17 protein-coding genes are annotated in these 17961 nt (G+C 53.8%); 6 read left to right on the top strand and 11 right to left on the bottom strand.

Going from position 1 to position 17961, the window contains the following annotated elements:
* Nucleotides 1-44: 44 nt before the first annotated feature.
* Both HV213_RS11525 and HV213_RS11520 read right to left on the bottom strand, forming a co-directional pair.
* The gene (locus tag HV213_RS11525) at nucleotides 45-737 is read right to left on the bottom strand and encodes a tellurite resistance TerB family protein (RefSeq protein ID WP_181485791.1); all 693 of its coding nucleotides are present in this window, start codon (nucleotides 735-737) and stop codon (nucleotides 45-47) included.
* Between the two features lie 164 nt (nucleotides 738-901).
* Nucleotides 902-1258 (bottom strand): YebG family protein, encoded by a 357-nt coding sequence (locus HV213_RS11520; RefSeq protein ID WP_181485790.1) that lies wholly within the window; start codon nucleotides 1256-1258, stop codon nucleotides 902-904.
* A gap of 135 nt (nucleotides 1259-1393) precedes the next feature.
* Between HV213_RS11520 and purT the strand changes: the two genes are divergently transcribed.
* Nucleotides 1394-2572 carry a formate-dependent phosphoribosylglycinamide formyltransferase gene (gene purT, locus HV213_RS11515; RefSeq protein WP_181485789.1) on the top strand — a complete coding sequence of 393 codons (1179 nt, stop codon included), beginning with the start codon at nucleotides 1394-1396 and terminating at the stop codon, nucleotides 2570-2572.
* A 54-nt stretch (nucleotides 2573-2626) separates the two neighbouring features.
* On the opposite strand, the gene HV213_RS11510 is transcribed toward purT, so the two are convergent.
* From HV213_RS11510 to zwf, 3 genes are all read right to left on the bottom strand, one after another.
* Nucleotides 2627-3268, bottom strand: coding sequence for a bifunctional 4-hydroxy-2-oxoglutarate aldolase/2-dehydro-3-deoxy-phosphogluconate aldolase (locus tag HV213_RS11510; RefSeq protein ID WP_181485788.1), 642 nt, complete (start codon nucleotides 3266-3268; stop codon nucleotides 2627-2629).
* 37 nt (nucleotides 3269-3305) lie between these two features.
* Nucleotides 3306-5117, bottom strand: coding sequence for a phosphogluconate dehydratase (gene edd / locus HV213_RS11505; protein WP_181485787.1), 1812 nt, complete (start codon nucleotides 5115-5117; stop codon nucleotides 3306-3308).
* Between the two features lie 221 nt (nucleotides 5118-5338).
* The gene (gene zwf, locus HV213_RS11500; RefSeq protein ID WP_181485786.1) at nucleotides 5339-6814 is read right to left on the bottom strand and encodes a glucose-6-phosphate dehydrogenase; all 1476 of its coding nucleotides are present in this window, start codon (nucleotides 6812-6814) and stop codon (nucleotides 5339-5341) included.
* 319 nt (nucleotides 6815-7133) lie between these two features.
* Here zwf and HV213_RS11495 point away from each other — a divergent pair, with 319 nt between their 5' ends.
* A complete protein-coding gene (locus HV213_RS11495) occupies nucleotides 7134-8039 on the top strand; it encodes a MurR/RpiR family transcriptional regulator (RefSeq protein ID WP_167492752.1) in 906 nt (301 codons plus the stop codon).
* Between the two features lie 125 nt (nucleotides 8040-8164).
* Nucleotides 8165-9607, top strand: coding sequence for a pyruvate kinase (pyk, locus tag HV213_RS11490; RefSeq protein ID WP_110274305.1), 1443 nt, complete (start codon nucleotides 8165-8167; stop codon nucleotides 9605-9607).
* 73 nt (nucleotides 9608-9680) lie between these two features.
* Here pyk and lpxM read toward each other — a convergent pair whose 3' ends face one another.
* The 3 genes from lpxM to znuA all read right to left on the bottom strand — a co-directional run bounded on the left by lpxM (nucleotide 9681) and on the right by znuA (nucleotide 13055).
* Nucleotides 9681-10655 (bottom strand): lauroyl-Kdo(2)-lipid IV(A) myristoyltransferase, encoded by a 975-nt coding sequence (lpxM, locus tag HV213_RS11485; protein WP_110274306.1) that lies wholly within the window; start codon nucleotides 10653-10655, stop codon nucleotides 9681-9683.
* 117 nt (nucleotides 10656-10772) lie between these two features.
* On the bottom strand, nucleotides 10773-12095 hold the full coding sequence (gene mepM / locus HV213_RS11480; RefSeq protein ID WP_181485785.1) for a murein DD-endopeptidase MepM: 1323 nt from the start codon (nucleotides 12093-12095) through the stop codon (nucleotides 10773-10775).
* Nucleotides 12096-12110: 15 nt separating this feature from the next.
* Nucleotides 12111-13055, bottom strand: coding sequence for a zinc ABC transporter substrate-binding protein ZnuA (gene znuA, locus HV213_RS11475; protein WP_181485784.1), 945 nt, complete (start codon nucleotides 13053-13055; stop codon nucleotides 12111-12113).
* 78 nt (nucleotides 13056-13133) lie between these two features.
* Between znuA and znuC the strand changes: the two genes are divergently transcribed.
* Both znuC and znuB read left to right on the top strand, forming a co-directional pair.
* The gene (znuC, locus tag HV213_RS11470) at nucleotides 13134-13886 is read left to right on the top strand and encodes a zinc ABC transporter ATP-binding protein ZnuC (RefSeq protein WP_181485783.1); all 753 of its coding nucleotides are present in this window, start codon (nucleotides 13134-13136) and stop codon (nucleotides 13884-13886) included.
* Complete coding sequence (gene znuB, locus HV213_RS11465) at nucleotides 13886-14671, top strand: zinc ABC transporter permease subunit ZnuB (protein WP_110274310.1); 786 nt, start codon at nucleotides 13886-13888, stop codon at nucleotides 14669-14671. Before znuC ends, znuB begins: the two co-directional genes overlap by 1 nt.
* Nucleotides 14672-14818: 147 nt before the next feature.
* Here the strand turns inward: znuB and ruvB are convergent, their stop codons facing one another.
* Nucleotides 14819-15829 carry a Holliday junction branch migration DNA helicase RuvB gene (gene ruvB, locus HV213_RS11460; protein WP_110274311.1) on the bottom strand — a complete coding sequence of 337 codons (1011 nt, stop codon included), beginning with the start codon at nucleotides 15827-15829 and terminating at the stop codon, nucleotides 14819-14821.
* Between the two features lie 8 nt (nucleotides 15830-15837).
* The gene (gene ruvA, locus HV213_RS11455; RefSeq protein ID WP_181485782.1) at nucleotides 15838-16449 is read right to left on the bottom strand and encodes a Holliday junction branch migration protein RuvA; all 612 of its coding nucleotides are present in this window, start codon (nucleotides 16447-16449) and stop codon (nucleotides 15838-15840) included.
* 363 nt (nucleotides 16450-16812) lie between these two features.
* Here ruvA and HV213_RS11450 point away from each other — a divergent pair, with 363 nt between their 5' ends.
* Nucleotides 16813-17415, top strand: a complete 603-nt coding sequence (locus tag HV213_RS11450) for a YebB family permuted papain-like enzyme (protein WP_181485781.1) — start codon at nucleotides 16813-16815, stop codon at nucleotides 17413-17415.
* A gap of 1 nt (nucleotide 17416) precedes the next feature.
* On the opposite strand, the gene ruvC is transcribed toward HV213_RS11450, so the two are convergent.
* On the bottom strand, nucleotides 17417-17938 hold the full coding sequence (ruvC, locus tag HV213_RS11445) for a crossover junction endodeoxyribonuclease RuvC (RefSeq protein ID WP_110274314.1): 522 nt from the start codon (nucleotides 17936-17938) through the stop codon (nucleotides 17417-17419).
* Nucleotides 17939-17961 lie beyond the last annotated feature (23 nt).

Here is a 17961-nt window from a genome sequence, read left to right as displayed (position 1 = left end):
AAGGGTGGCAAAAGTCGCCAGCGATGCAAGCGAAACGTGAGGATTTAAGGCGCTATTGCCTGTTTTTGCGCCTGAATATCCTGTTCGATATCTTTGCGAACGTCCTGCGGCAGGTTTAGCGCTTCGCCGAGCGCATTCAGATAGCTGCGCTCCATAAAGTGGTCAATATCAATGACCGCACAGCTGATGTAATACACTTCGAGCGCCTCTTGCTCGTTGCTGATGCCCTGCGCCAGGCGCTGAGGGTCGAGAGGTTGAGACAGTGCCCTGTCGATTAACACCCGCCCCTGCACGTCAATGTTTGCTGCGCGTAGCTGCTCTTCAATGCTGGCCCGTTCGCGTTCGTCAATATGCCCGTCGCTTTTGGCGGCGAAGACCAGCGCCATAATCAGCCGTTCACTGCGGGCGTCGAGCTCGACTTGCGTTGAAGATTGCGCCTGAAGGGGCGCGGAGGCTGAAGGTGAGTAAGCCGGTTCCTGTGGCGAGCCTGCACGCATTTTTTGCTGATATTTATTCCACAACACGCTACCTGCTATCGCCCCACCGCCGACCAGCAGCGCGCCAGTGCCGTATTTGGCCAACAGTTTACGCGATGATTTGCTGGCAACCAGTAGTCCTGCCAGCCCGCCAAGCGCACCCGGCAGCAGCAGATTTTTACTGCTTGATTGATCGTCTGATGAAGAAGATCGTCCCTGCTGGCCCAGCAGAGACTGCAATTGATTAAGCCAGTTAGCCATACTTTCCCTCATTGTGCGATAAGCGATATCACCAGCCTAAACGACGAGATGTCAGGAAATGTTATGGGCAACTAAAGAAGCGCAAATTTAGCAGCAAAATAGCCAAAAATAGGCATAGTCTGAAGAAGTTTTGCCGCCAGAAAACCCGGCGGCCAGGAACACACTCAGGCGGCTTTTACTTTACGCGGTTTAGCCGGAACTTCAGCTGCTGCTTCAGCAACGGCGTCGGTATTATCATCGACGACTTCTGCCTGGGCATGTTGTTCATCATCGCTGCTTTCGGCTTCCGGCAGTTTCCCGGAGCGCAGAATATGATTTAAGGTCTCTTTGCGCTCGGCCAGCCACATTGACATGCTATCGCGCTGGGTTTCATCAAGCGTCAGCGGGCAGTCAACTAACCAGTCGTTGAGCACTTCAGCCAGATCGAGCATTTTGTCGTAAGCATCGGCCTCTTTTTTGCTGGCAAAAGACATTTTTTCCTCACCTTCGCGAATCACCACATATTTAATTTCAACCGCCATGATGCAGCCTCTTTATACTGTATTTTTATACAGTATAGCAAATTTTCACGCTGAACTCAAATTACGCATATAAAGACAGACGCAAACGTTTTCGTTTATAATACGGCGCATGTTTTTTTACTGCGGAAGAGAGTTATGACTGTATTAGGCACGGCGCTGCGCCCTGCGGCAACAAAGGTAATGCTGTTGGGGTCCGGCGAACTGGGTAAAGAAGTGGCTATCGAATGCCAGCGCCTGGGGATTGAAACCATCGCCGTCGACCGTTACCCGGACGCGCCAGCGATGCAGGTAGCGCACCGTTCACATGTCATCAATATGCTGCACGGCGAAACCTTGCAGGCGCTAATCGAACAGGAAAAACCTGACTTCATCGTACCGGAAATTGAAGCTATCGCCACCGATACCCTGGTGGCGCTGGAGAAGGCCGGGCAAAAGGTCGTTCCAACTGCGCGAGCGGCGAAGCTCACCATGAACCGCGAGGGAATCCGTCGCCTGGCTGCCGAAGAGCTGAAGCTACCGACCTCAGCCTATCGTTTTGCCGATAGCGAAGCGGCGTTTCGTGAAGCTGTCGCAGGGATCGGCCTGCCGTGCATCGTCAAGCCGGTGATGAGTTCTTCCGGCAAAGGTCAGAGCTTTATTCGCTCCAGTGAACAGCTGGCTGAAGCCTGGCAGTATGCACAGCAAGGCGGACGCGCCGGAGCCGGTCGCGTTATCGTTGAAGGCGTGGTGAATTTTGATTTTGAAATTACCCTGCTGACCGTGAGCGCCGTGGATGGCGTACATTTCTGCGCACCGGTCGGTCATCGTCAGGAAGATGGCGACTATCGTGAATCCTGGCAGCCACAGCAGATGAGCGATTTGGCGCTGGAGCGTGCGCAGGAAATAGCCCGCGAAGTGGTGCTGGCTCTGGGCGGTCACGGCCTGTTCGGCGTTGAGCTGTTCGTCTGCGGTGATGATGTGATTTTTAGCGAAGTCTCACCACGCCCGCACGACACCGGCATGGTCACGCTGATTTCGCAGGATTTATCAGAGTTCGCCCTGCACGTTCGCGCCTTCCTTGGCCTGCCGATTGGCGCAATCCGCCAGTACGGCCCGGCGGCCTCGGCGGTGATCCTGCCGCAGTTAAGTAGCCAGAACGTCACCTTCAGTAATATCCAGGCGGCGGTTGGCGCAGGTCTGCAACTTCGTCTGTTTGGCAAGCCGGAAATTGACGGTTCGCGTCGACTGGGCGTGACGCTGGCGGTAGCAGATAGCGTTGATGAAGCGGTTGCGCGCGCCAAAACGGCGGCAGCGGCGGTCGTGGTCGCGGGATAAAAAAATAGCCCGGTTGTGTTAACACAGACCGGGCCTCAGTTTAGAGCGCGAAAATTACTTCGCGCCTTCTACCGCTTCACGAGCCAGTTTGGTAATACGGTCATAATCACCGGCTTCCAGCGCATCCGCCGGCACCAGCCAGGAGCCGCCGATGCACAGCACGCTGTTCAGCGCCAGATAATCACGATAGTTAGCCGGAGAAATGCCGCCAGTCGGGCAGAAACGAATGTGCGCGAACGGGCCGCCAATCGCCTGCAGCGCTTTCACGCCACCGTTAGCTTCAGCCGGGAAGAATTTGAACTCTTTCAGGCCATACTGCATACCCAGCATCAGCTCGGAGACGGAGCTGATCCCCGGGATCAGTGGGATGGTGCCTTCGCCGGTCGCTGCTTTCAGCAGGGAGTCGGTCAGACCCGGGCTGATGGCAAACTGCGCGCCAGCTTCGGTGACTTCTTTAAGTTGCTCAACGTTAGTGACGGTACCCGCACCCACAATCGCTTCCGGGACTTCTTTAGCGATCGCGCGGATAGCGTCCATTGCGCAGTCGGTACGCAGAGTCACTTCCAGTACGCGTACGCCGCCTGCAACCAGCGCTTTCGCCATCGGCACAGCGTGTTCCAGCTTTTTCACCACGATTACCGGTACAACCGGGCCGGAGGTGAGGATTGCTTCTGCAGTTGTTTTCCAGTTTTTCATCAGATTTTCTCTCGCCAGATCTATAAATCGAATCGTCTTAAAAATTGATGCAGGTTGCGCCCTGTTCCGCTCCGGAGAGTTTCTCACGCAGCGCAGCAAACATTTCCCGGCCGGTTCCCACACGCGAACCGCTCAGGTCAGGAATATGCGGCTGACGCGCAGCCAGTTCAGCCTCATCCACCAGCAGCGCAAGTTCGCCGGTCTGGCCATTGACGCGGATGAGATCGCCATCACGCACCTTCGCCAGCAGACCACCATCGTACGCTTCAGGCGTCACGTGGATTGCTGATGGAACTTTACCTGATGCGCCGGAAAGTCGACCATCGGTCACCAGCGCAATTTTGAAACGGCGGTCCAATAATACACCAAGTGGCGGCATAAGTTTATGTAATTCTGGCATGCCGTTCGCTTTTGGCCCTTGATGACGAACCACTACCACGCAATCTTTGTCCAGCAGCCCAGCTTCAAAGGCTGGCAGCACGTCGTGCTGACTCTCAAACACAATCGCCGGCGCTTCAATAATCTGGTTTTCTACCGGTACAGCGGAAGTTTTCATCACCGCGCGACCAAGATTGCCGCTCAGCACTTTAGTGCCACCATGGCGAGAGAACGGTTTGTCAAAGGTGGCAATAACCTGGTCGTCCAGCGGCGCGGTCGCCCCTTCACGCCAGTCAAGCTCGCCATTATTCAGCCACGGTTCCATGGTGTAGCGAGAGAGACCAAAGCCGGCCACGGTGTTAACGTCTTCGTGCAACAGGCCACCTTTCATCAGCTCGCGTACCAATACAGGTACGCCGCCCGCCGCCTGGAAGTGGTTGATATCCGCCGGGCCGTTCGGGTAAAGACGCGCCAGCAGCGGTACCACGTCTGAGAGGTCAGAGAAATCATCCCAGTTGATGATGATCCCCGCCGCACGCGCCATCGCCACCAGGTGCATGGTATGGTTGGTGGAACCACCGGTTGCCAGTAGCGCCACAATCCCATTGACCACCACTTTTTCGTCAAACAATTTGCCCAGCGGCATCCACTCATTACCGTTACCGGTCAGGCGGGTTACCTGGCGGGCAGCAGCAGCGGTTAATACTTCACGCAGCGGCGCATCCGGATGTACGAATGATGATCCCGGCAATTGCATCCCCATAAACTCAACCACCATCTGGTTGGTATTGGCGGTGCCGTAGAAGGTGCAAGTGCCCGGCGCATGGTAAGAGGCAGCTTCAGACTCCAGCAGCGCCATGCGGTCGACTTTCCCTTCCGCGTACAGCTGGCGGATGCGTACTTTTTCTTTGTTTGCCAGACCGCTGGCCATCGGGCCGGACGGAATAAAGATGGACGGCAAATGACCAAATGCAAGCGCTGCCATGGTCAGGCCAGGAACGATTTTGTCGCAAACCCCCAGGTACAGCGCGCCGTCAAACATATTATGCGACAGGCCGATCGCGGCAGACATGGCGATAACCTCGCGGCTTAGCAGCGACAGCTCCATCCCGTCCTGCCCCTGCGTCACGCCATCGCACATCGCCGGAACGCCACCCGCCACCTGGCCAACCGCATTAGCTGAGTGCAACGCTTTACGGATGATATCCGGATAATATTCATAGGGTTGGTGGGCGGACAGCATGTCGTTATAAGAGGTGATAATGGCGATGTTATTGCGCAGCATGCTTTTCAGCGAAGCTTTATCATCCGCCTGACAGGCGGCGAAGCCGTGTGCCAGGTTACCGCAGGCCAGCTGGGCACGATGGACGGTGTCGGTTTTGGCCTGGTTAATCCGTGCGAGGTAGGCGCTGCGGGTGTCGCGTGACCGTTCGATAATGCGATTTGTTACCCGTAACATTTCAGAATTCATAAAGGCTCCTCAAATTTCATCTGTCCGGCCACAGCGTTCTGACGATGTCTCTTGATGCTTAAGGCACCAGCACCGGGGCTCAGGGGCAAAATACTGAGTGCAGTGTAATAAAAAAAGCTCCGGGGGTGAATCCTCCCGGAGCTTAAAAGATTAAAAATTACGCGACTTTCTGCGTCAGATCATGTTACCGGTAAAATAACTCAACCGGATTAGCCTGTCGGTTACTCAAACTCGTTCCATGAACGGCCATCGCGGGTGATCATCGCCACGGAGGCGACCGGCCCCCAGGTACCCGCCTGATAAGGCTTCGGCGCATCACGATCGGCAGCCCAGGCTTCGGTAATGGAGTCAACCCACTTCCACGCCTCTTCCACTTCATCACGACGCACGAACAACGCCTGAATACCGCGCATGGTTTCCAGCAGCAAACGCTCATAAGCATCCGCCAGATGCGTTTGATTAAAGGTTTCTGAGTAGCTCAGATCCAGCTTGGTGATCTGTAGGTTGTGCTTGTGATCAAGCCCAGGAACCTTGTTCAGTACCTGAATATCGACCCCTTCGTCAGGCTGCAGACGAATGGTCAATTTGTTCTGTGGCAGCTCCTGCCAGGTTTCTTTAAACAGGTTCAGTTCCGGCGTTTTGAAGTAAACCACGACTTCAGAGCACTTGGTCGGCAGACGCTTGCCGGTACGCAGGTAGAACGGCACGCCCGCCCACCGCCAGTTGTCGATATCCACGCGGATAGCCACAAAGGTCTCGGTATGGCTGGCTTTATTCGCACCCTCTTCTTCAAGGTAGCCCGGCACTTTTTTGCCTTGCGCAAAACCGGCAGAGTACTGGCCGCGTACCGTTTTTTCACGCACATTGGTGCGGTCGATACGGCGCAGAGACTTCAGCACTTTTACTTTCTCATCGCGGATGCTGTCAGCGCTCAGGTCCGATGGCGGCGACATCGCAATCATGCACAGAATTTGCAGCAGGTGGTTCTGGATCATATCGCGCATCTGCCCGGCCTGATCGAAGTAACCCCAGCGACCTTCAATACCGACCTCTTCCGCCACGGTGATCTCGACGTGATCGATAGTGCGGCTATCCCAGTTATTGACGAACAGCGAGTTGGCGAAACGCAGGGCCAACAGATTCAGTACCGTCTCTTTGCCCAGATAGTGGTCGATACGGTAGACCTGACACTCTTCGAAAAACTCACCGACCTGATCGTTGATCTCGCGGGAGGTTTCAAGGGAGGTACCCAGCGGTTTCTCCATCACTACCCGCGCCGGTTTGGCGTTCAGTTTCGCTTCGCCCAGTCCTTTGCAAATCGCGCCAAACGTGCTTGGCGGCATGGCGAAGTAGTTGATGGTGACCCGCTCTTTCTGGTCGAGCATTTTACCCAGGCGGGTAAATGCTTTGGTGTCGTTGACATCAAGGTTACAAAAGTCCAGACGCCCGCTCAGGGTATCCCACAAACCTTCATCAATTTTTTCCTTCATGAAGGTTTCCATCGCTTCACGTACTACCTTGATGTAAGCGTCTTTATCCCAGTCGGCACGCCCAACACCGATGATGCGAGTGTCAGGGTGAAGCTGGCCAGCTTTCTCAAGCTGATACAGGGAAGGCAGCAATTTACGTCGCGCCAGGTCACCCTTCGCGCCGAAAATGACCAGATCGCATGCCTGGGCCGTTTGCGTTACCGCCATGTCATTCTCCTTAGTTGATAGACTGGTGCTTGTGCCAGGCTATATTTGTAATTTTCTTTCACTGCATCGTACTGTGTTTACGAATTTCCCGAAACCCTCTGCCCCGGTTCCCGCGGCTAAATCGCACAGGGGGAAAAATACAGGGCGACATTTTGGGCATACGGCTAATATTGTTCGTTGTTCCGACCGATTCTCAGTTACTAAAATACGACTCTGATCATGTAATGAAAAAAAACAACATTTTTTAAGGTCATTCCTCACCGTTTCCGACTACGGAGAGGTATATTCTTGCTAAAACGCCTGATGATTTCACCCATTAATGAAATCGTTTCCATTGATGAGCGCCTTGTTAATAATGAACATGCTGGAAAAAATCCAGTCCCGACTGGAACACCTTAGCAAATCTGAACGCAAAGTGGCGGAAGTCATCCTTGCAACCCCCGCGCAGGCCATTCATTCGAGCATCGCGGCCCTGGCCCTTGAAGCTGGCGTTAGTGAGCCGACTGTTAACCGTTTTTGCCGCAGTCTGGAAACCCGTGGTTTCCCGGATTTCAAACTGCATCTGGCCCAAAGCCTGGCACACGGGACACTCTATGTTAACCGCAACGTCGATGAAGACGACAGCGTAGAGGCCTACACGGGGAAGATTTTTGAATCGGCAATGGCCAGTTTAGATCAGGTCCACCATTCTCTCGACATGTCGGCCATCAATCGTGCGGTCGACCTGTTAACACAGGCCAAAAAAATCGCCTTTTTTGGTCTCGGCTCTTCAGCTGCCGTCGCTCACGATGCGATGAACAAATTTTTTCGCTTCAACGTACCGGTCATTTATTCCGACGACATTGTTCTGCAACGCATGAGCTGTATGAACTGTAATGACGACGACGTCGTGGTGATTATCTCGCACACAGGTCGGACCAAAAGCCTGGTGGAGCTGGCGCAGCTAGCCCGTGAAAACGATGCTATGGTAATTGCTATTACCTCACCCGGCACGCCGCTCTCTCGCGAGTCAACGTTAGCCATTACGCTGGATGTCCCGGAAGATACCGATATCTATATGCCGATGGTCTCCCGGCTGGCGCAGTTGACGGTGATTGACGTGCTGGCAACCGGCTTTACCCTGCGTCGGGGCGCAAAATTCAGAGATAACTTGAAGAGGGTCAAGGAAGCGCTCAAGGAATCGCGCTTTGATAAAGAGCTCAGTGTACACAGCAATGACCAATAAAAGTAGAAACGAAGCAGTAACCTATTACACCGTCGGTAATGTTCTGGCATAGCAACTTTGCTCGCTGGCACTACCGAATTCATGTTCACGCAACACCAAAGTTGTTTCAGTCAACGGAGTATTACATGTCCAGAAGGCTTCGCAGAACCAAAATCGTTACCACCTTAGGCCCGGCAACCGATCGCGACAACAACCTTGAGAAGGTTATCGCCGCTGGCGCTAACGTGGTACGTATGAACTTCTCTCACGGTACCGCGGAAGATCACCAAATCCGTGCGGATAAGGTTCGTGAGATTGCGGCAAAACTGGGTCGTCATGTTGCGATTCTCGGAGACCTGCAGGGTCCGAAAATCCGCGTATCTACCTTCAAAGAAGGCAAAATCTTCCTCAATATCGGCGATAAATTCCTGCTTGACGCTAACCTGGGTAAAGGTGAAGGCGACAAAGAGAAAGTCGGTATCGATTATAAAGGCCTGCCGGCTGATGTGGTTCCGGGCGATATCTTGCTGCTGGATGATGGTCGCGTACAGCTGAAAGTGCTTGAAGTGCAGGGTCTGAAAGTGTTCACCGAAGTCACCGTTGGCGGACCGCTGTCCAACAACAAAGGCATCAACAAACTCGGCGGTGGCCTCTCAGCAGAAGCGCTGACTGATAAAGACAAAGCCGATATTATTACCGCCGCAAAAATTGGCGTTGATTACCTGGCCGTCTCCTTCCCGCGCTGCGGCGAAGACCTGAACTACGCACGCCGCCTGGCGCGCGATGCCGGCTGCGATGCTAAAATCGTTGCCAAAGTAGAGCGTGCGGAAGCGGTTTGCAGCCAGGACGCAATGGATGATGTGATTCTGGCATCCGACGTCGTGATGGTCGCCCGTGGCGATCTCGGCGTAGAAATTGGCGATCCGGAGCTGGTCGGCATTCAGAAAGCATTGATCCGCCGCGCTCGTCAGTTGAACCGTTCAGTCATTACCGCGACTCAGATGATGGAGTCGATGATCACCAACCCGATGCCAACCCGCGCTGAAGTTATGGACGTGGCGAACGCCGTGCTGGATGGGACCGACGCCGTAATGCTGTCAGCGGAAACCGCCGCAGGCCAGTACCCGTCGGAGACCGTTGCCGCGATGGCCCGCGTCTGCGTCGGTGCGGAAAAAATCCCTAGCCTCAACGTTTCTAAACACCGTCTGGACATCCAGTTCGACAATGTGGAAGAAGCCATTGCGATGTCAGCAATGTATGCGGCCAACCACCTGAAAGGCGTCACCGCCATTATCACCATGACCGAATCTGGCCGTACCGCACTGATGACCTCGCGCATCAGCTCCGGCCTGCCGATTTTTGCGCTGTCTCGTCATGAACGCACCTTGAACCTGACGGCACTGTACCGCGGCGTGACCCCGGTTCATTTCGACAGCGAAAGTGATGGTGTTGCCGCAGCCCACGACGCAGTGAATCTGCTGCGCGATAAAGGCTATCTGGTCACCGGCGACCTGGTTATCGTGACCCAGGGTGATGTAATGAGCACCATCGGTACCACCAACACCACCCGTATCCTGACCGTCGAGTAATTTTCTCTGCCATAAAAAAACCTGCCAGCGTTCGCCGGCAGGTTTTTTTTCGTCCGCAACGCGTAAACGCGAATTACTTCTTTTTCGGATACAGCTCTTTGCGCTTATATGGCTCAATTTCGCCCGGCTTACGGGTTTTCAACAGCTTAAGGATCCAGGTGTATTGCTCGGTATTGGGCTTGACGAAAATTTCGACTTCTTCGTTCATCCGACGGGCGATAGTGTTATCGTCCGCCTCCAGCAGGTCGTCCATTGGCGGGCGCACCAGCACCGTCAGGCGATGCGTTTTGCCATCATAAACCGGAAACAGTGGCACAACGCGGGCACGGCACACTTTCATTAAACGCCCAATCGCCGGTAGCGTCGCTTTATAAGTGGCAAAGAAATCGACAAACTCGCTATGCTCAGCACCGTGATCCTGATCCGGCAGATAGTAGCCCCAGTAGCCCTGACGCACCGACTGAATAAACGGCTTTATGCCATCATTGCGCGCATGCATTCGTCCGCCAAAACGACGGCGTACGGTGTTCCAGACGTAGTCAAATACCGGGTTGCCCTGATTATGGAACATCGCCGCCATTTTTTGCCCACCGGAAGCCATCAGCATCGCTGGAATATCGACACCCCAGGCATGAGGTACCAGAAAGATCACTTTCTCGTTATTGCGCTGCATCTCGTCGATGATCTCTTTGCCCTGCCAGTCGACGCGGGAAAGAATACGCTGCGGGTCACGCAGGCCCAGTTCAGCCATCATCACCATCGCCTGCGGCGCAGACGCATACATCTCATCGATAATTTCTTCGCGTTCCTGCTCGCTCTTTTCCGGGAAACAGTACAGCAGATTGATCTGTGCCCGGCGGCGTGAACTCTTTGCGAGGCGACCGACAAAGCGGCCCAGCTTGCCCAGAATCGGGTCGCGAAACGAGGCTGGCGTCAGGGCAATACCGGCGAATGCGAAAACCCCCAGCCAGGCACCCCAATAGCGCGGCAGTAAAAAGGATTTTTCAAACGTTGGAATAAACTCACTATTATTTTTTTTCGTTTCCATGCCCAATCCGCAGAAGTTCCGCTCAATAGAGATAATGGCTTAGTTTAGCGATACGTTGGGTAACGTACAAAAGAAAAAGCCGGCGCGCTATGGGCACCGGCTTTAACTGGCGGGTTGTTAGTCAAAGCGAAGCTGTGGGATAACCTCTTTTGCCTGCGCCAGATAATCCTTACGGTCGGAACCGCTAAGCCCTTCTGTACGCGGCAGTTTCGCCGTCAACGGGTTAACCGCCTGCTGGTTAATCCACACTTCATAGTGCAGATGCGGGCCGGTAGAACGCCCGGTATTGCCCGACAGCGCAATGCGGTCGCCGCGTTTCACCTTCTGACCGGGTTTCACCAGCAGCTTACGCAAGTGCATATAGCGCGTGGTATAGGTCCGACCGTGACGAACGGCAACATAGTAACCTGCTGCGCCGCTGCGTTTAGCCACTACCACTTCACCATCCCCCACTGACAGCACCGGCGTCCCCTGCGGCATCGCAAAATCAACGCCGCGGTGCGGGGCGACACGGCCGGTAACCGGGTTAAGACGACGCGGGTTAAAGTTCGATGAAACGCGGAACTGACGCGCGGTCGGGAAGCGCATAAAGCCTTTAGCCAGCCCGGTACCGTTGCGGTCATAGAATTTGCCATCTTCGGCGCGAATCGCGAAGTAATCTTTGCCGTCGGAACGCAAACGTACGCCAAGCAGTTGGCTCTGCTCACGTTTGCCATCAAGCATTTCACGCGACATCAGGACCGAAAATTCATCGCCTTTTTTCAGTTTACGGAAATCCATCTGCCACTGCATGGCTTTGATGACCGCGCTGATTTCGGTGCTGGTGAGGCCAGCATCGCGTGCGCTGGAGACGAAGCTGCCGCCAACGGTACCTTTCAGTACATTGTTGACCCAATCGCCTTTTTGCAGTTCGCTGCTCATTTTGAAAGCGTTGGCCACCCGGTCGTAGGTTCGGGTTTCACGGCGCGACATCTCCCAGGTCAAGCTTTGCAAATCGCCATCCGCCGTTAGAGTCCAGGAGAGTTGCTGGCCGATTTTCAGATTACGCAGTTCCTTATCTGCCGAGGAAAGCCGCGCGATATCGCCCATATCAATGCCGTACTGGTTAAGAATGCTGCTGAGCGTGTCGCCTGTGGATACCACGTACTCGTGACCGCCAGAATCGCTATCCGCTTTATCATCCAGTTCATCTTGTGGGATGGCTTCTTCTTCCTGCGCCGCCTGATCGATTGGTTCAGAGGCTTCCGGCAGCAGTGAGCGTATTTCGCTTTTCTCGAGCTCGATAGTTCTGGCAATAGGCGCGGATTCTGGATGGTGATAGATATAGGGTCGCCAGACGGCGACCGCTAAGGTAAGAACGCTAAGTGACCCCAACATAACGCGGTGAGGTCGTGGCAGATTGTTAAATGCCTGAGTGACAGCGCGGGCTATCTGTTGCACGTATTCACTTCCTCGTTATTCTCCTTTCAGGCAGCTTGAATACTGATTCGCCATTTGGCTCAGGAATTGCGGATAACTTTCTTTACCCAGCTTAATTCCGATTCCAAGTGGATCCAGGGTTCCCATGCGCACGGATGTTCCCCTGGCGACAGCTTCTATAACCGCTGGCCTGAACTGTGGCTCAGCAAAAACGCAAGTTGCTTTTTGCTCAACCAGCTGTGTTCTGATTTCGTGTAAACGCTGCGCACCAGGCTGTATTTCAGGGTTAACGGTAAAGTGGCCCAATGAGGTCAAACCGTAGTGTTTTTCAAAGTAGCCATAGGCATCATGAAAAACGAAATATCCCTTCCCTTTCAGCGGTGCCAGCTCGGTCCCAACCTTTTTGTCGGTAGCGGCTAATTTTGCCTCAAAATCCTTCAGGTTGGCGTCAAGTTTGGCTCGACTCTGCGGCATAAGTTCCAATAATTTATCGTGGATTGCAACCGCCGATAGCCGCGCTATCTCTGGGGAAAGCCATAGATGCATGTTATAGATGCCATGATGGTGATCATCGTCACTTTTTTCACCGGCAGCATGATCGTGACCATCATGGTCGTCGTCATCGTCTGCCCCTTTCATGAGCAACGGTTTCACGCCGTCAAGCTGGGCAATCGTCACCTTTTTATTCGACGCAATGCTTTGCGTTGACTTATCCATAAACGCTTCCATCTCAGGGCCAATCCAGACAACTAAGTCTGCGTTCTGTAAGCGTTTTGCATCTGATGGACGCAGTGAGTAATCGTGCTCAGAGGCCCCATCAGGCAACAGAACCTGGGTATCCGTTACGCCATCGGCGATGGCTGAAGCGATAAAGCCCAGCGGTTTAAGCGAGGTGACAACAGCGGCATTTACCAACGGTGAATGGGCGAACAAAAAAGCGGCGCTAAGTCCAGCGCAAAGAAGCGTATTTTTATGTAACATAATGAGTCTAATCATCGTAATGAATGAGAAAGATGTGATATTATAACATTCACTCGCTTGTGCAACCCTTAATTTGACATGACAAATCTAATAACTCTGGAAAACGTCTCGGTGGTCTTCGGCCAAAGGCGCGTGCTGTCTGACATTTCGCTCTCCTTAAAGCCAGGCAAAATTTTAACCTTGCTGGGCCCTAATGGTGCTGGCAAATCCACCCTTGTGCGAGTTGTTCTTGGACTGGTAGCACCAACTGACGGTGTTATCAAACAGGATGGTCACCTGCGTATCGGCTATGTCCCGCAAAAGCTGCACCTTGATGCCACCATGCCGCTGACCGTCAGCCGCTTTATGCGCCTGCGTCCGGGTACCCATAAACGGGACATTCTGCCCGCGCTAAAACGTGTTCAGGCAGGCCATCTGATTGACGCTCCAATGCAAAAACTCTCCGGCGGCGAAACGCAGCGCGTCTTGTTGGCTCGCTCTTTACTCAATCAACCGCAACTGTTGGTGCTCGACGAGCCGACCCAGGGCGTGGACGTCAACGGCCAGGTGGCGCTCTATGATCTGATTAACCAACTGCGCCAGGAGCTTAACTGCGCCGTGCTGATGGTTTCCCACGACCTGCATCTGGTAATGGCGAAAACCGATGAAGTATTGTGTCTGAACCAACATATCTGCTGCTCCGGCGCGCCGGAAGTGGTCTCCATGCATCCGGAATTTATCTCAATGTTCGGCCAGCGCGGCGCGGAACAGCTGGGAATTTATCGTCATAATCATAATCACCGCCACGACCTGCAGGGGCGGATTGTACTGCGTCGGGGAAATGACCGCTGATGATTGAATTACTCTTACCCGGTTGGCTGGCCGGCGTTATGCTCGCCTGTGCGGCAGGCCCGCTCGGTTCGTTCGTCGTGTGGCGCCGTATGTCCTACTTCGGCGATACTCTTGCTCACGCCTCTCTGCTCGGAGTCGCTTTTGGTTTACTGCTGAACGTCAACCCTTTCTATGCGGTTATCGTTGTGACGTTACTGCTGGCGGGCGGCCTGGTATGGCTGGAGAAACGCCCTCACCTGGCAATAGATACTCTGTTGGGGATTATGGCGCACAGCGCGCTGTCGCTGGGTCTGGTGGTCGTCAGCCTGATGTCGAACGTGCGCGTTGACCTGATGGCCTACCTGTTTGGCGATCTGCTGGCAGTGACGCCTGAAGATTTGATTTCCATCGCTATCGGCGTCGTTATCGTGCTGGCGATTCTGCTCTGGCAATGGCGCAACCTGCTGTCGATGACTATCAGCCCGGACCTGGCTTTTGTTGATGGCGTGAAGCTACAGCGGGTGAAGTTGCTTTTAATGCTGGTCACCGCGCTGACCATTGGCGTCGCGATGAAGTTTGTTGGGGCGCTGATTATCACTTCGCTGTTGATTATCCCCGCAGCGACGGCTCGTCGCTTTGCCCGCACGCCGGAGCAAATGGCAGGCGTGGCGGTTGGCGTGGGGATAATTGCGGTAACGGGTGGATTGACCTTCTCAGCGTTCTACGATACCCCGGCTGGGCCTTCGGTGGTGCTGTGCGCCGCGCTGTTGTTTATTATCAGCATGAGCAAGAAATCCGCAACCTGACTCGACGAGTCAGATCTAACGTTTTGTGCGGGGCTTGCACACTTCACAAATCCCGGGTCGCGGCGTAAACGCCTTACCCGGGTACCATATCCCAGACGGCGGTGAACCCGTAGCCCTGGTAAGCGCAGCGCCACCGGGGGTTTTAACCTACGGCATTTCCGGCGGCGTGATACCAAAGTGATTCCAGGCCCGCACCGTCGCCATCCGCCCGCGCGGTGTACGCTGTAAAAAGCCCTGCTGGATCAGATACGGCTCCAGCACATCTTCAATGGTTTCCCGCTCCTCCCCTATCGCCGCTGCCAGGTTATCCAGCCCCACCGGCCCGCCGAAGAATTTGTCGATTACCGCTAGCAGCAGCTTACGGTCCATATAATCGAAGCCTTCAGCATCCACGTTAAGCATATCCAGCGCCTGCGCGGCAATCTCTACCGAAATGGTGCCGTCATGCTTCACTTCGGCATAATCGCGTACGCGCCTGAGCAGGCGGTTGGCAATACGCGGCGTACCGCGCGCGCGGCGCGCGACTTCCAGCGCCCCCTCTTCGCTCATCTCCAGCCCCATAAAACGAGCGCTGCGCCCGACGATATATTGCAGGTCAGGCACCTGGTAAAACTCCAGACGTTGCACAATACCAAAACGGTCACGTAACGGAGAGGTCAATGAACCGGCGCGGGTGGTAGCGCCGATCAGAGTGAACGGTGGCAGATCGATTTTTATTGAACGAGCCGCAGGTCCTTCGCCAATCATGATATCCAGCTGATAATCTTCCATTGCCGGATATAGCACTTCTTCAACAACCGGCGAAAGGCGGTGGATCTCATCGATAAACAAGACATCGTGCGGTTCAAGGTTGGTCAGCATCGCCGCCAGATCGCCCGCCTTTTCCAGTACCGGGCCGGAAGTGGTGCGCAGATTTACGCCCATTTCGTTGGCAACAATGTTCGCCAGCGTGGTTTTCCCAAGCCCTGGAGGGCCAAAAATCAGCAGGTGATCGAGCGCATCACCGCGCAGTTTCGCCGCCTGGATAAAAATCTCCATTTGCGAGCGAACGTGCGGCTGGCCCACATATTCGGCCAGCATTTTAGGACGGATTGCACGGTCAGCCGCTTCTTCAAAACCAGTGCTGTCCGCCGATACCAGCCTGTCAGCTTCAATCATCCCTTACCTCACAGCGCAGCGCGTAGCGCTTCGCGAATTAGCGTTTCACTATTAGCATCCGGACGAACGATTTTGCTTATCATTCGGCTGGCCTCTTGAGGTTTATAGCCCAGCGCCACCAGCGCAGCAACCGCTTCCTGTTCTGCATCATCGTCAGCCGGACCTGCGGGCGATATCAGTACCAGATCGGCCGCCGGAGTGAACAGATCGCCATGTAACCCTTTAAAGCGGTCCTTCATTTCGACGATCAGTCGTTCTGCAGTTTTCTTACCGATTCCCGGCAGTTTCACCAGCGCTGCCAGCTCTTCGCGCTCAACGGCATTAACAAACTGCTGTGCCGACATGCCAGAGAGGATTGCCAGCGCCAGTTTCGGACCAACGCCGTTGGTCTTAATCAGCTCTTTAAACAGCGTGCGCTCCTGTTTGTTATTGAAACCAAACAGCAACTGAGCATCTTCACGGACGATAAAATGGGTAAAAATTATCGCCTCGTTGCCCACATCCGGCAGCTCATAAAAGCAGGTCATCGGCATGTGAATCTCATAGCCTACGCCTCCCGTTTCGAGTAAAACCAGCGGGGGTTGTTTTTCGAGAATGATGCCTCTGAGTCTGCCTATCACATGGAGCTCCTGGATTAAGGGCTGAAAGTCTAATGCAGTATCATAAAAAAAGGCTGGATAGATATCCAGATGAAAAACACATTATCCCGTAGATCTGCCCTCCATGAGCGGACTTACCGCTTCCCAGGGCGCTTACTGCGCCGAGCGACAAACTTCGCGCCCACAAAACGAAGTGCAGATGTTAGTCATGCTCCTTTATTCACCAGCCGGATTTTCATATTTAAACTGACTATCCTTAGCCATCCTGGATAATCTGCATCCTTACAGTTTCTTCTGTTAAGAACATAAGCGTCTGGATATGATAATAATCGTTCAGTCCAGCAAGCAAAACTCCACTCAAGGAATATTAAAAAGGAATTAATCATGCCAGCAAATTACCCTGCCAAATATGAAACCGGAGATATTGTTTTCACCTGTATTGGCACGGCATTATTTGGCCAGATATCAACGGCCTCTCAGTGCTGGTGTAACCATGTGGGTATTATTATTGGTCATAATGGTGATGATTACCTGGTAGCGGAAAGTCGGGTCCCACTTTCGGGAGTGACCACCTTTACCCAGTTTATTCACCGTTCAGCCAACCATAGTTACGCTGTTCGCCGTCTGCGCGGCGGTTTAACTACTGAGCAAAAACTCTCGCTCATGGAACAAGTTCCCTCACGTCTGCATAAGCTTTATCACACCGGGTTTAAATACGATTCATCGCGTCAGTTCTGTTCAAAATTTGTATTTGATATTTATAAAGATGCGTTATGTATTCCGGTGGGTAATGTTGAAACGTTTGAACAACTGCTGCACAGTAACCCGGAAGCAAAATTGCGATTCTGGAAGTTTTGGTTTTTAGGCTCTATTCCGTGGGAACGAAAAACGGTCACTCCGGCCAGCCTCTGGCTGCATCCAAATTTAGAGTTAATTTCATCGAATGGAGTAGAAACGCCTCAGCCAGCAGTCGCCGAGGCGGTATAGATTAGCGTAACCGTCCACGCGCCAGATTCAGACGGCTTTCGCCTATCTGGGCGACGTTCTGGCTGACGTGGCAGTGGGTAATGGCGATAGCCAAAGCATCTGCCGCATCGGCCTGCGGGTTGGCCGGAAGCTTGAGCAACGTGCGCACCATGTGCTGCACCTGGCTCTTCTCTGCGCTGCCAATACCGACGACGGTTTGCTTCACCTGCCTGGCAGCATACTCAAACACCGGCAGATCCTGATTCGTCGCGGCGACAATTGCCACTCCGCGAGCCTGCCCGAGTTTTAACGCCGAGTCGGCATTCTTCGCCATAAAAACTTGTTCGATGGCGAAATAATCCGGCTGGAACTGAGTAATAATTTCCGTGACGCCCGCATAAATCAGCTTCAGGCGAGACGGTAAATCATCCACTTTGGTGCGAATGCATCCGCTGCCCAGATAGCTCAACTGCCGCCCGACCTGGCGAATAACGCCATAACCAGTGACGCGCGACCCCGGGTCAATACCGAGAATAATTGCCATCACGCGCCTCCGGTTAATAGTTT

The sequence above is a fragment of the Klebsiella sp. RHBSTW-00484 genome (genome assembly GCF_013705725.1).
Lineage (GTDB): Bacteria > Pseudomonadota > Gammaproteobacteria > Enterobacterales > Enterobacteriaceae > Klebsiella.
Note: the sequence above shows the minus strand (reverse complement) of the source record. Positions and strands in the feature narration are given on the sequence as shown.